Source organism: Sphingomonas sp. (assembly GCF_019635455.1).
Lineage (GTDB): Bacteria > Pseudomonadota > Alphaproteobacteria > Sphingomonadales > Sphingomonadaceae > Sphingomonas.
In genome coordinates, this window is the sequence record NZ_JAHBZJ010000002.1 from 363,190 (window position 1) to 376,169 (window position 12,980).

At 70.1% G+C, this 12,980-nt stretch carries 14 protein-coding genes and 1 tRNA gene; 7 read left to right on the forward strand and 8 right to left on the reverse strand.

What is annotated here, in order from left to right:
* Nucleotides 1-40: 40 nt before the first annotated feature.
* Complete coding sequence (locus KF783_RS04420) at nucleotides 41-709, reverse strand: energy transducer TonB (protein ID WP_294076887.1); 669 nt, start codon at nucleotides 707-709, stop codon at nucleotides 41-43.
* Between the two features lie 112 nt (nucleotides 710-821).
* A complete protein-coding gene (gene gltX, locus KF783_RS04425) occupies nucleotides 822-2,153 on the reverse strand; it encodes a glutamate--tRNA ligase (protein ID WP_294076888.1) in 1,332 nt (443 codons plus the stop codon).
* Between the two features lie 516 nt (nucleotides 2,154-2,669).
* On the opposite strand from gltX, the gene KF783_RS04430 reads away from it, so the two are divergent.
* Nucleotides 2,670-2,745: transfer RNA gene (locus KF783_RS04430), tRNA-Val, on the forward strand.
* A 20-nt stretch (nucleotides 2,746-2,765) separates the two neighbouring features.
* Here KF783_RS04430 and KF783_RS04435 read toward each other — a convergent pair.
* Both KF783_RS04435 and KF783_RS04440 read right to left on the reverse strand, forming a co-directional pair.
* Nucleotides 2,766-3,128 carry a hypothetical protein gene (locus KF783_RS04435; RefSeq protein ID WP_294076889.1) on the reverse strand — a complete coding sequence of 121 codons (363 nt, stop codon included), beginning with the start codon at nucleotides 3,126-3,128 and terminating at the stop codon, nucleotides 2,766-2,768.
* A 74-nt stretch (nucleotides 3,129-3,202) separates the two neighbouring features.
* Nucleotides 3,203-3,772, reverse strand: coding sequence for a helix-turn-helix transcriptional regulator (locus KF783_RS04440; protein ID WP_294076890.1), 570 nt, complete (start codon nucleotides 3,770-3,772; stop codon nucleotides 3,203-3,205).
* 93 nt (nucleotides 3,773-3,865) lie between these two features.
* Here KF783_RS04440 and KF783_RS04445 point away from each other — a divergent pair, with 93 nt between their 5' ends.
* Nucleotides 3,866-4,342 carry a DUF6456 domain-containing protein gene (locus KF783_RS04445; protein WP_294076891.1) on the forward strand — a complete coding sequence of 159 codons (477 nt, stop codon included), beginning with the start codon at nucleotides 3,866-3,868 and terminating at the stop codon, nucleotides 4,340-4,342.
* 10 nt (nucleotides 4,343-4,352) lie between these two features.
* Here the strand turns inward: KF783_RS04445 and KF783_RS04450 are convergent, their stop codons facing one another.
* From KF783_RS04450 to KF783_RS04460, 3 genes are read right to left on the reverse strand one after another with little or no spacing between them, the layout of a single operon-like run.
* On the reverse strand, nucleotides 4,353-4,814 hold the full coding sequence (locus tag KF783_RS04450; RefSeq protein WP_294076892.1) for a hypothetical protein: 462 nt from the start codon (nucleotides 4,812-4,814) through the stop codon (nucleotides 4,353-4,355).
* A gap of 3 nt (nucleotides 4,815-4,817) precedes the next feature.
* A complete protein-coding gene (locus tag KF783_RS04455; protein ID WP_294076893.1) occupies nucleotides 4,818-5,234 on the reverse strand; it encodes a hypothetical protein in 417 nt (138 codons plus the stop codon).
* A gap of 45 nt (nucleotides 5,235-5,279) precedes the next feature.
* Nucleotides 5,280-7,826: a DUF2339 domain-containing protein gene (locus KF783_RS04460; protein WP_294076894.1), complete on the reverse strand. Its 2,547-nt coding sequence runs from the start codon at nucleotides 7,824-7,826 to the stop codon at nucleotides 5,280-5,282.
* Between the two features lie 34 nt (nucleotides 7,827-7,860).
* Here KF783_RS04460 and dapF point away from each other — a divergent pair, with 34 nt between their 5' ends.
* On the forward strand, nucleotides 7,861-8,799 hold the full coding sequence (gene dapF / locus KF783_RS04465) for a diaminopimelate epimerase (RefSeq protein WP_294076895.1): 939 nt from the start codon (nucleotides 7,861-7,863) through the stop codon (nucleotides 8,797-8,799).
* 21 nt (nucleotides 8,800-8,820) lie between these two features.
* On the opposite strand, the gene KF783_RS04470 is transcribed toward dapF, so the two are convergent.
* On the reverse strand, nucleotides 8,821-9,201 hold the full coding sequence (locus KF783_RS04470) for a DUF6491 family protein (RefSeq protein WP_294076896.1): 381 nt from the start codon (nucleotides 9,199-9,201) through the stop codon (nucleotides 8,821-8,823).
* 316 nt (nucleotides 9,202-9,517) lie between these two features.
* Between KF783_RS04470 and KF783_RS04475 the strand changes: the two genes are divergently transcribed.
* From KF783_RS04475 to KF783_RS04490, 4 genes are all read left to right on the forward strand, one after another.
* Nucleotides 9,518-10,075 carry a hypothetical protein gene (locus KF783_RS04475; RefSeq protein ID WP_294076897.1) on the forward strand — a complete coding sequence of 186 codons (558 nt, stop codon included), beginning with the start codon at nucleotides 9,518-9,520 and terminating at the stop codon, nucleotides 10,073-10,075.
* Between the two features lie 107 nt (nucleotides 10,076-10,182).
* Nucleotides 10,183-11,418, forward strand: a complete 1,236-nt coding sequence (locus KF783_RS04480) for a terminase family protein (RefSeq protein WP_294076974.1) — start codon at nucleotides 10,183-10,185, stop codon at nucleotides 11,416-11,418.
* 132 nt (nucleotides 11,419-11,550) lie between these two features.
* On the forward strand, nucleotides 11,551-12,279 hold the full coding sequence (locus tag KF783_RS04485; RefSeq protein ID WP_294076898.1) for an NRDE family protein: 729 nt from the start codon (nucleotides 11,551-11,553) through the stop codon (nucleotides 12,277-12,279).
* A complete protein-coding gene (locus KF783_RS04490) occupies nucleotides 12,276-12,944 on the forward strand; it encodes a spermidine synthase (RefSeq protein ID WP_294076899.1) in 669 nt (222 codons plus the stop codon). The genes KF783_RS04485 and KF783_RS04490 overlap by 4 nt, the downstream gene beginning before the upstream one ends.
* The last annotated feature ends 36 nt before the right edge of the window (nucleotides 12,945-12,980 follow it).

A 12,980-nucleotide genomic window follows, 5' to 3' on the forward strand; every position in this document is an offset into this window, starting at 1 on the left:
ATAGGCGCCTGTCGCCGCCGGGGCCAGCCCGCGCGTGCCATCAACCGGTGATCTGAAACCGCACGGTCATCACCTTCATGCTCTCGACCGGCACGCCGTCCCGGGTGGCGGGCTTGAACCGCCAGGCGGACAGGGCATGGCGGCGGGTCGCGTCGAACAGCGCGGCGCTGGGGCTGGCGAGCTGTTCGACCGATTTGACGCGACCGTCGGCGCCGATGCGGATCCGCACGCGCACCAGCCCCTCGCGCTCGGCACGCAGTTCGGACGCGGGATAGTCCGGCTGAAAATCGCGCGCATAGCGCGGATCGGGCATGGCATCGACCATGACCGGCGCACGGGGCGGATCGATGGCGACCGGTGGCGTGGGTGGGCCGGGAGGCGCCGGCGGGTCGAGGGTGACCGGCCCTGGGTCGCGCGAACTTTCGATCGCGGGGCCGCTGGGCGGCGTCGGAATCAGGGGCGGCGGCTGATGCGGCAGCGTCGTCGTCACGGTCCTGGTCGCCGGCTCGGGCGGCCTGGGCTGCGGTTCGGGCGGCGGCGGGGCCGGGATCGGAACATTCCGGGTTTCGAGTATGGAGTCGCGCTGGACACGGACGATGTCCGGCGCCGCGAAGATCAGTCCGGCGATCAACGCGCCGTTGAGCAACAGAGCGGCGCCCGCGCTGACCGGACGGCTGGTGCGCGAGCTGTGATAGCGATCGGCATACATGGTGGCTCTCCTCATCCTCCGGGCTGGCGCCGGATTTTGAGATGATACACCATATCATTTCAGACGCCAAGAGGAGTCGGTCGCGACGCCGGCCCTCCGCTGGCGCAGGCGATCAGCTGGTGGCGCGGAGGCGGGCGATCGCGCGCTCGCGGCCGATCAGGGGGAGGAGGGCCGCCATGTCCGGACCCGAATCCTGCCCGGTGAGCGCGCGGCGGAGCGGGTGAAAGAGCGCGCGCCCCTTGCGGCCGGTCGCCACCTTCAGCGCGCCGGTCAATGCGTGCCAGGGGTCGGCGTCCCAGTCGATCGTCTCGGCGATGCCGGCGGCCTGGTCCAGAAAGGCGCGATCGTCCGGATCGACCCCGCCAGTCACCGCGCCATCGACCACGCGCCACCAGCTTTCGGCGTCGGCAAGCGTCGTGATGTTCGGACGGATCGCGCGCCACACCGGCTCGGTCATGCCTGCGGGAAGCCGGGCGGCGACGGCCGAAAACGGCGTCTGATGCAACAGCCGCGCGTTGAGCTGGGCAAGCTCGCCCTCGTCGAAGCGGGCGGGGGCGCGGCCGAAGCGCGCGAAATCGAACGAGCCGAGCAATGGCGCCATGTCCGCAACCGGCTCCACCGGATCGCTGGTTCCCAGCCGGGCGAGCAGCGCGATAATCGCCTGTGGCTCGATGCCATCGTCCCGGAACTGTTCGACCCCCAGCGAACCCAGCCGCTTGGACAGCTTCCCCTCGCTGCCGGTCAGCAGCGCTTCATGCGCGAAGGCAGGCGGGGCCGCGTCGAGTGCCGCGAACATCTGCAGCTGCGCGGCGGTGTTGGAGACATGATCCTCGCCCCGCACGACATGGCTGATGCCAAGGTCGATATCGTCGATCACCGACGGCAGCAGATAGAGCCACGAGCCGTCGGCGCGGCGCACGACCGGATCGCTCATCGTCGCGGGGTCGAAACGCTGCGGACCGCGGATCAGGTCGTGCCACTCGATCGGCGCGCGTTCGTCGAGGCGAAACCGCCAGTGTGGCGCGATACCCTGCGCCTCCAGCCGGACACGATCCGCCGCGTCCAGGGCGAGGGCGGCGCGATCGTAGATCGGTGGCAGGCCGCGGCCCAGCTGGACCTTGCGCTTGAGTTCCAGTTCCTGCTGCGTTTCATAGGCGGGATAGACGCGGCCGGCCGCGACCAGCTCCGCAAAGCGCCGCTCATAAAGGTCGAAGCGGGCCGATTGTCGCGCTTCGCGATCCGCATTCAGGCCCAGCCAGGCGAGATCGGCGCGGATCGCATCGACATGCTCCTCCCGCGAGCGTTCGCGGTCGGTATCGTCGATGCGCAACAGGAAGGTCCCGCCATGGCGTCGCGCCCACATCCAGTTGTGAAGCGCGGTGCGAATATTGCCGACATGTAGCCGGCCCGTCGGGCTGGGGGCGAAGCGGGTGACGACGTTCATCGCCCGGCCGCTAGCCGATTTCGCCCGGCGGCGAAACGGCCGCTTTACCTCATCGCCCTTCGCGTCCACCGCCCGGCCGTGACGGGATGCGCGCGGACGCCTTGCGCAGCTGGTGCCGCAGTTGGTGAACCCTCTCGGTTCACGCGGCCGGCGTCGAGGGCTTGTTACGTCCGCGCTGCAGCGCATCGCGGGGCTTTAGCGCCCTGTCGAGCGTCGGCTTGCCACGCTCGTTTGGCGCCCGCGCGCGCGATCGCGCCCAGCGCCACCGCGATGTAGCGCGGATCGCCGTCCGCCGCCGCGTCGCTCAGCAGATCGGCCAGATCCTCGCGCGTTTGCATTTTGCATATAGCGCGCCGGGTCGAATGTGCGGGTTTCGATGGTCATGTCGTCTGCCCTTCGCTGGGCCGTTTGCGTTGGTCGGCCCTGCTCGCTCCGGCTGCGCCGAGATCTCCCGTGCCGCGCGGGAGCCGTTGACCTGGTCCCAAAAGCAGGTCAAAGCGCCCGAAATCGGCGCGCGGGCGCTTAGCTCAGTTGGTAGAGCATCTCGTTTACACCGAGAGGGTCGGCGGTTCGAGCCCGTCAGCGCCCACCACCGCGCACCCGCGCCCCAGCCTAATTGACCGTGATCGTCGCCTTGTCCCCGACGAGACGGACGGTGACATAGCTGTTGTCGCAGATGTTGACCCCGCTCCACACCTGGGTGGTATCGTCGGTGAAGGTCGCCTTGATATCATAGCGGCACTGGCTGGCGGGTTTGTCGAGGCGGACGGTCATCCGCCCGTTGACCTTGACCGGCCCGCGATCGGCGACATCCTCTTCCTTCAGGCTCGCCTTCCAGCTGTTGGCGCCGGCGGGCGAGAGTTCGACCAGCTTGATCGGCTTGCCGGCCGCGTTGATCAGGATGAAATCCCAGTTCTCGGCAAAGGCCGGCGTTATCGCCAGCGCGACCGCCGCAAGCGCCATCGTCAATCGCATGTCATCCCCTCCCCTAAAAGGACCCGATGCAGCATGCGCCCGCGCCGCGTGCTCCGCAAGATGCGTCGCGCACCCTAAAGCGGGCGGATCAGCCGGATCGCGGCGGCGATCCAGGGCGGATCGGTCACCACCTGTTGCCGCGCGCCCGGGCCGAGCGGGAGCAGGTTGAGGCGCCCCCCCTCGCCCTCATGCGCGATCAGCCGGCCGAACAGGAAGCGGCCGGCAGGACGCGGGACCAGCACGTCGCGGTTCAGCGCCTGGCCGAACGCTTCCGGCGCGAGCCGGCGGCACCACACCACGTCGCCGGCGCGATAGTCGCCGATGCCGCCGGCGACCGTCACCGCGAGCAGGCCCGGTTCGGCATGCGGTGGCGCGACGGTGGCGGCACGACGCGGCGCGGTGGCGCCCGCCGCGTCGAGCACGGCGGCGACATCGATATCCGGGCGGCCGGGCAGCTTCACCAGATCGGCGGCATCGACATCCAGCGCCGCCGCGATCCGGTTGAGCCACGCCACCGAGACGGTTCGGGTTCCGGTTTCGAGACGGCCGATCGTCTGGGCCGTGGTCGGCGGGTCGCAGGCCCGTCCCACGTCTTCGAGAGTCATGCCCTTTGCGCGGCGGACTTCCCGGATTGCGGTGATCATCGGCGTCTCACTGTAACCTATCTGGTCAAATTACTTTCCTACAAAGGTGACGCCGTGGCAAGCGCGATTCGCGTTTCAAACGGGAGAGACAAGGTGCGCGAACTGGTCGAACGGAATATCGAGGATGGGCATGTGATCCGCCACCGGGCGCCGGGGCGGAGCGGCCGGCGGGTGACGGTCAACCTGGCCGAATCGCCGCTCGGCTGGTTGCGCGCACGCGGCTATGTCGATGCGCGCCAGTTCGAGGCGGGGGAGCGGCTGCGCGACGACTATGAGATGGCGGCGCTGGGTCCGCGCGTGACGATGCGATGGGATGCGGCACCCGCCGGCGGGCGCAATGCCGGATCGGCCCCGATCGACGCCTCGACCGCGCAGATCGCCGCAAAGCGCCGGTTCGACGCGGCGATCGCGGATGTCGGCGGCGGGCTGTCGGACATTGTGTGGCGGGTGATCTGTGCCGGGGAAACCGTTCCCGGTGCGGAAAAGGCGCTGGGCTGGCCGGTGCGCGCGGGCCGGCTGGTGCTGACCCTCGCGCTTGACCGGCTGGCCGATCATTATCGCCTGAAATGAGGGCGTGGCTTCAGTTGGCGAGCAGGAGGATGTCGGTCGCCGTCGCACCCGGATTGGCGACGCGCGCGACCAGCTTGCCCGCGCCGGGCGCCACGCGGCAGGTGAGTACCGCGTCATCGCCCGCGTCCGCGCAGAGCTGTCGTCCGCCTTCATCGACCACCGCGAGCGTGACCTGGCCCGGGCCGATCCGGCGGACCGCGATCGTCAGCGGTTCCTCCGCGCGGCGGACGAGCGGTAGCGACCAGCTGCGCCCGCCCGGGACCGCCTGACGTACCGAGGTCGGCCCGCTGCCGAGCACGCCGCGATTGGCGGCAGCCTCCAGATCCTCGATTTCGGCGAGCAGGACCGCGTCGCCGGCGGCCAGGACCCGGGCCTCGGCGCGCATTTCGGCCGCGGTGACCGCGCGCGGTGCTTCCTGAGCGAGTGCGGGAGCGGCGATCAGCGCGAGCGCGGCGAAGGAACGGACGAACATGGCTCAGCCGTGCCGGATCGCGACCGGGGCGGTCCACACCGGCTCGCCGATGCGAAAGCGGACATTGGTCGGCTTGGCCGGCGACAGGCCGATGCCGTTGCCGGCGTAGCGGACGATCCAGCTGTCGGCGACGTAATTGCCGGCGATCGGCCGGGTGTAGCCATATTGGATGGCGTCGATTTCCTGGAGCATCGCGCGGTCGCCCGCAGCGATCAGGCGCGCCTCGGCAAAGACGGTGGCGGGGGTCGCGGCGCCGGGACCGAATGCTTCGCGCGGGAGGGTCGCGAGGAGGCGCGCCGCTTCGAGCATCGCGACCGCGTCGGCGGCGCTGCGGGCGTAAGCGATCAGTTCGCCGGCGATCGCGCGGGTTTCGGCGCTGGCGAGTTCGGCGGGATCGGCGATGCGGACGGTGCGGGTCATTGGTGTCACTCCCTGATTGGTGTGACGCAGAGATGGCCCGAACCGTCAGTCGGGCGCCACTGACGCTTTCGGTCGCGCGGCGAGGAAGCGGGTATAGACCCAGCTCAATCCGATCAGCGCGATGCCGAGGCCGAGGAAGGAGAGCACGCGCAACAGTCCGTCGAGCGCGGCGGCATCGATCAGGAATACCTTGAAGGTGACGGCGGTGAGCAGTGCAAGTCCGGCGAGGCGGAGGTCGCGTTCGCCGCTGCGCAGGCCAAGGCCGAGCCATGCGATCGCCAGCAGCAGGAGCGCGACCGAATAGGCCGCGTTCTCGCCGCTGGAGATCGGGCCGGTGAGGACCGCGCCGTGCGTCGCCTGACGGACTGCGGCGAGCGCGGCGGCGAGCGCGAGCGCCATGCCGGTCGCGCGCCATGCCTGCCCGCTCGCGAATGTCCAGGCCAGGCCGGCGGCGAGCGCGAGGTGGATTACCGCGACATTGAGGAGCGGGATGCCGTCGACATCCTGCGCGACCCATAGCGGGTTGAGCAGGAGCAGGTCGAACCAGATGATCCGCGCCAGACCAAGGATGAAGAGCGAGGTGGCCAGTCGCACCAGCGGCGGATGCCGGTGTGCGAGCCAGCCGCCGACCAGCAGCCCCTGTGTGATGAACGCCCGTTCGAAAAAGCCGTGCCGGGTGAACGCCGTGGTGTCGCCGATCGCGAGCGGGAGCTTGGCGAGATGATAGAGCAGCATCAGCCCGATGGCGGTAGCGACGGCGAGAACGGTCGCGCGCTGCCGCCCGAATTGGCGCGGATCGACCGAGAGTAGCGTGGCGGCGGCGGCCGGGAGAAACAGGTCGCGCAGCGAATCGCTGAGGGCGGGCAGCCGGGCGAAGGCAAGGTGTTCGCCGATGAGCGAATCGATGAGAAGCCCGGCATAGGCGCCAAGCGGCCCATATCCGGCGACCAGGGCGGCGAGCAGCGCCACGGCAGGCAAGCCGAACAATGCCGGATCCCCCACGCGCCGCGCCCACAGGCCGAGCGCAAGCGCGACGAGGGCGAGCGGGATGGCGAGCCGATCCCATCCGACGAGATGCCCCGCCGCGACCGTCACCAGCGTGGCCGCCAGGAAGGCGCCAAGGATCAGCCCGGGGTCGCGCGTGCCGGATTGGTCCCGGCGTCGCCAGCTGATCCATCCCGCCAGCGTGGCGGCGGCGGACAGAAGCGCAGCCCATTGCCCGTCGCCAAGGCGCGGGCTGGCGAGCAGGTCGGCGATCAGCACCGGACCGGCAGCGCCGCCGAGCGCCAGAATCGCCCAGGCACGCGAACGGGCAAGGAGCAGTGCGCCGGGGATAGCGAAGATCGCCGCGACGGCCACCGTCGCGAAGAGAGAAGTGCCGTGCGGTTCGCCGAACAGGCCGAACCCGACCAGCAGCAGTGCGAGGCCAAGCGCGGCGAGCGCGCCGGGAATATAGCGCGCATCCCGCCAGGCCAGGACGAGCGTGGCGGCCGCCAGCGCGAGGTAGAAGCTCCAGGCGAGCGGGCTGAAATCGAGTGCGGGGGCAAAGGCCAGCAGCTGCGCGAGGCCGCCCGCGAGCGGCGCCAGCCGCAGCCACGCCGCCTCGACCCCGGCGCGTGGCAGCGCCAGCGTCGCGCCGACCGCAAGCACGAGCACGAACGCCGCCGCGCCGGCCAGCGCACTCCCCGCGAGCACGAACAACAGGAAATTCACCCATCCAAAGCCGGCCAGCGTCGCCGCGACCGCCAGCCACGCCCATCCGCGCTGGATCGCCAGGCCGAACAGCGCGCCGGTGAACAGCGTGAGATAGACCAGCAGTGGACCGATCCCCGCCGCATCATAGCCGGCGACAAGCGGTGCAAGAAAGCCGCCCGCAAGTGCCAGCACCGCCGTCGGCGGCCCATGCCGCAGCGCGAGGACAAGGCCGGCACCGGTCACCGCGATCATCACGACGAAGGCGGGGAGCGGCGCGATGAAGTGATAAAGGGCGGCGGCGATGTAGAGCGTGCCATATGCGCTCGCGATGCCAGCGCCCGCCAGTGCCTGGGCGATGCGGGGATCGGAACGGGTGAGGGTGGCGCGGTGCGCAACCTCGCTCCCCGCGACGAGCACCACCGAGAAGGCCGCCGCGAGCGCGGTGCGGACGCCTGGCCCGAGCAGCCCGGACTCGACCGAGTAGCGGACGAGGAAGAATCCCGCCGCGACCAGTGCGATGGCGCCGATCCACACCGGAAGACGGGCGCCGACGAGCGATTCGAGGTTGAGCCGGGCCATTGCTGCCTCTGGCTCGGGCGCGGGCGGTCCGGGCGGGGCAGTGGATTCGGGTGGCGCAGTGGGGGTCGCGACCCATGCGTCGGCGCGCTCGCGCTGCGCCGCCGGTGCTTCATCCGGTGCGTCGGCGGGCGGTGGCGTGGCGGCCGGGGCGAAGGCGCCGACCCGTTCGAGCCGATCGAGTCGCCGGCGCAGATCGCGCAACCGCTGTCCCTGCGCTGCCAGCATGACGCCGAGCACGACGACGGCGAAGAACAGAAGGCCCGACATCGTCCCCTTTTCGCAGGGCAGGCCGATACGCGCCAGCGCAATCGCGCCCATTGCCGCCGTCCGGAGCGGCGCCTAGATGCAGGGGATGCGGTTCGAGTTCATCAAATGCCATGGTTCGGGCAATGATTTCTGTCTGATCGACGCGCGCGATCACGCGGTGGAGTCCGGCGCCTGGTCGCGGGTCGCGCGGACGCTGTGCGATCGCGGCGGCCCGGTCGGTGCCGATGGGATTCTGTTGCTGAAACAAGGGGATAGGTCGCACGCATTTGGATTTTCGGTGGTCAATGCGGATGGATCGGAACCCGAGACGTGCCTGAACGGCCTGCGTTGCGGGGCGCGGGCGGGGTTTGAGGCATTCGGCATCGATGCGGCGCGGGTGAAGCTGAAGACCAGCAGCGCGCAGGTTGCGCGCGAAACCGACCTGGCACCGGGCGTGGCGACGGTGCGGACGACGGTGGGGCCGGTGGCGGTCGGCCCGGCGGCGATCGGGCTGCGCGTAGCGGGAAGTGGAATCGAGATGGAGGTGCCGGGGCTGCCGAGCGGGCGCCGTTTCACCGCCGTGTCGATGCCCAACCCCCATCTGATCGCGTTCGTCGATACGGTGGATGTCGCGGAGCTGCGCGCGCTGGGCGATTGGTGCGAATCGGGTCCGGCGCTGTTGGCGGACCGTGCGAATGTGAGCTTTGTCGAGCTGCGTGGAGAGGATCTGTTCGTCCAGACCTATGAGCGCGGGGTCGGGCTGACCAATGCGTGCGGCACCGCGATGGCGGCATCGACCCACGCCGCCGGCCTGACCGGCCGGCTGGCGTTCGGCCGCGAGCGGACGGTCTTCAATCCCGGCGGCCGCGTGCGTGTACGTGCCGAGGGGCCGGGCGGCGGAGACATTGTGAGCATCGCGGGCAATGCGACGTTCGAATGGGACGGCGTGATCGAGATCGACATTGCCACCGGAGCGGCCGGCCCGCTGGAGGTGGTGCGGCGTCGCGAGGACGAGATCGCGGCCTGGGCCAGCCTGAGCGGGTGATCCCGACCGGCGCGCCCGCGATCAGCGTGCGGCGGGTTTTGCCGGCTTCCGTGCCGTCTTTGGCGGGTCGCCGTCGATCTTTACGAGCGAATCGAGCTGGCAGCGTTGGCCGTTGCCGAGCAGGACCGTCGAGAAACGATCGACCGCGCTGGCGCCGGCAGGACTGTTGAACGCGATTCGCCAGGTCCAGGGAAGGTCATCGCACGGCGCAAAGAAGGTGCCGCGATACCATTGACGCCCGGCGCGCAGATAAATGGCGTGCCGATCCTCCGCGCGGAAATCGCGGATCATGCTCGCGAAGGGGATGCGCGCCTCGACCGGTGTGGCGGGGGCGGGCGGCGGTGTCTGGCCGATGGCGGGAAGCGCCGCGGCGGCCAGGATAAGGGCGAGGTTGGCGATCATGCCTGCCACCCTGTCGGATGCAGGCTGAACGACAGCTGAGCAGCCTCATGTATGTCGGCGCGAAAAAACAGGATATAACCATATAGGAACATTATTCTTGACAACGTCACGCTGATATGGCACATGAGGTGAACGCTGAGGAATTGCGGGTCGGGGAGTTCCGGTGGTCGGATCGCCCGGGATTGGCGGGGGCCGGCATGTGATGGCCGGCCCGGTATCTGCATTCGGCGGCATCTGACTGATCGGCGGGAAGACCGGGCCGGGGCGACGTCGCCAGCCGGCCCTTTGCCATGGCATTTTTCGGGGGAGAAGGCGGATGGGGACGCGGCGCGCCTATACCGATCCGGCGCACGCGCCGTTCGACCAGAAGCGCAAATGGGTCCGCTGGACCAAGGCGATGCGCGAGACGTTTCTCGACCACCTGGCCGCCACCTGCAACGTGCGCGAATCGGCGGCGGTGATCGGGGTGATCCCCGGATCGGTCTATGCGCTGCGCCGGCGCGAGCCACGCTTTGCGGCGCAATGGGACGAGGCGCTGGCGCTGGGATATCAGATGCTGGAGACGCTGGCGGTGGGACACGTCCTTGCCGGCGGCGGCATCAAGGACAAGCTGACCGCCGGCGTCGATCCGACGGCGGGGCCGATCGACCTGGAGGCCGCGTTCCGCCTGCTGACCGTGCATCGCAACGCGCCGGGCAAGCCGCGCCGGAACAGAGGCCCGGTGTTCGCGGAACCCGAGCAGACCGACCAGGTGCTGCTGGCAAAGCTGAAGCAGATCGAGGCGCGTCGGATGCGCGACGCGGCGGCGGCCCCCGGCCCCGCCCCCGCGCGTTCCGATCCGCGACCCCCCGCTAACGGGCCGGAGCCGGCATGACCGGCGAACGCGCGAATGAGGTCGATCGCACCACAGTTTCGATCCATGCGCTGATCGACAGAATCCTGGCGCTGCCGGACGACGAGCGGGGCATCGCGATCCGCGCGATGACCGTGCCGATGCGGCGCGAGCTGGCTGCACGCTGGCACGCATGGGCGCATGCCGGACAGACCGCGCCACCGGGCGATTGGCGGGTGTGGCTGATCCGTGCGGGGCGGGGCTTCGGCAAGACGCGTGCCGGCAGCGAATGGGTGCATGCGATGGCGCACGCGCATCCAGGCGCGCGGATCGCGCTGGTCGGTGCGACGTTGGACGAGGTGCGGCGCGTGATGATCGAGGGGCGCGCCGGCCTGATCGCCACGGCGCGCGGCGACCGCGCGCCGGCATGGCGGGCGACGGCGCGCGAATTGCTGTTTTCCTCCGGGGCGGTGGCGACGCCCTTTTCGGCCGAATCGCCGGAGGGATTGCGTGGGCCGGAACATCATTTCGCCTGGTGCGACGAACTGGGCAAATGGGGTCGCGGCGGCGAGGCGGCGTGGGACAATCTGATGATGGGCATGCGCGGCGGTGAGCGACCCCGGCTGCTGGTGACGACGACGCCGCGCCCGACGCACCTGATGCGGCGGGTGATGGCGCTGCCCGGGGTGGTCGAAACGCTGGGGCGCACCCGTGACAATCCGTTCCTGCCGCAAAGCTTCGTCGCGGCGATGGAGGCGGAATATGGCGGCACGCGCCTGGGCCGGCAGGAACTGGACGGCGAGATGATCGAGGATGTCGCCGGCGCGTTGTGGACGTGGGCGATGATCGAGCGCTGTCGGGGACCGGTGCCGATGTCGGTCGAGCGCGTGGTGGTCGGCGTCGATCCGCCGGCCAGCGCGACCGGCGATGCCTGTGGGATCGTTGCGGTGGCGCTGGACGGTGCGGGAATCGCGCATGTGCTGGCGGATGCGAGCGTCGTCGGCGAACGTCCCGAAGGATGGGCGCGGGCGGTCGCCGCCTGTGCCGGCGCAGTGGGTGCCGACCGGGTGGTCGCCGAGAAGAATCAGGGCGGCGACATGGTGCGCAGCGTACTGCGCGCCGCCGACGTGGCGATGCCGGTCAAGCTGGTCCATGCGAGCCGGGGGAAGGCGGCGCGGGCAGAACCGGTGGCGGCACTCTATGAGGCCGGACGGGTGCGGCACGCCGGTCGCTTTCCGCAACTGGAGGATGAACTGTGCGGACTGACGACCGGCGGGGGCTATGAAGGGCCGGGCCGATCGCCCGACCGCGCGGACGCGCTGGTGTGGGCGGTGAGCGAATTGATGCTGGAGCGGGGCGGACGGGCGGCGGTACGCGGGATGTGACGGCCGACGATCGAGGCGTCGCCCCGATCCGCGCGCCGGCGCGCGTGTCACCGCGGTCTAACGGCGTATCGGGGCGATTTTCGCCGCGACGCACCTCTAGCCGCGGGGCCGTCCGCTCGCTAAGCCACGCGCATGTGTGTTCTGGCGCTTGCGTGGCGTGCGCATCCCCACTGGATCCTGGTTGCGGCGGGCAATCGTGACGAGCGGCATGACCGCCCGTCGCTGCCGCTCGGTCGCTGGATGGCGCGAAAGCCGGTGATCGCCGGCCGCGACGCGCTGGCCGGCGGCACCTGGCTGGGGGTGAGCGAGAGCGGTCGGTTCGCCGCCGTGACCAATGTGCGGGGCGAGGCGCCGGCGCAGGGCGCGATGTCGCGCGGCACGCTGGTCACCGATTTCCTGGCGGGCGAGGAGCCGGACGATCTGGCGGGGTATAATCCGTTCAACCTGATCGCCGTCGATGGCGACGGACCGATGTATATGAGCAACCGTCCCGATCCGGTGCGCCGGCCGCTTTCGCCCGGTTTGCATGGCCTGTCGAACGGGCTGCTGGGAACGTTATGGCCCAAGACGCTGCGGATGCAGACCGCGTTGCGCGCCTGGCTGGACGAGGGCAGCGCGAATGTCGAGCCGCTGTTCCAGGCACTGGCCGACGCGCGGCCCGCAGGGGCGGCCGAACGCTATGAACCCGACGCGAACGAGCCGGTCAATTCGCCGGTGTTCATCCGCAACCCGGTCTATGGAACGCGGGCGAGCACCGTGGTGACGGTCGATCATCTGGGCCGCGGCCTGATCGCGGAGCGGCGGTTCAATGCGACCGGTTCGCTGGAGGGCGAAAGCGTCGTGCGGTTCAGCTGGGGATGACGCCCCGCGAACTGATCGGTGAAGCGGAGGTGCCGGGCGGCGAACCGCTGCGCCTGTTCCGACGGGGCAGCGATTTCATGATCGTGCTCGAGCGCAACGAGCTGATGTCGAGCCGGATGAGCGGATCGGAAGAAGCGCTGGCGGAGATGACGCTGGCGCGGCTGAAGCGGCCCGCGTCGTCGCACCTGCTGATCGGCGGATATGGGATGGGCTTCACGCTGCGCGCGGCGCTCGGGCGGATGGGGGCGGACGGGCGCTGTACCGTTGCCGAGCTGGTGCCGGGGATTATCGAATGGGCGCGCGGGCCGATGGCGGAACTTGCCGCGGGGTGCCTGGACGATTCGCGCGTCGCGGTGGTGATGGAGGATGTCGGTGCGACGATCGCACGGGCGCGCGGGGCCTATGACGCCATCCTGCTCGACGTCGATAACGGGCCGGATGGATTGACGCGATTGGCGAACGACCGGCTCTATACCTTTGCCGGTCTGCGCGCGGCGAGAGCGGCGCTGAAACCCGGCGGCATTCTGGCCGTGTGGTCGGCGGCACCCGACGACCGGTTTCGCCGGCGCATGGGCGAAGCCGGGTTCAGGGTCGAGGAAGTCGCGGTGCGCGCGCGTCAGAACGGCAAGGGGCCGCGGCACGTGATCTGGTTCGGCGCGGTTTGAGCTGATCCGCTGACGCGGGTTCGCGCCGCGCGATCG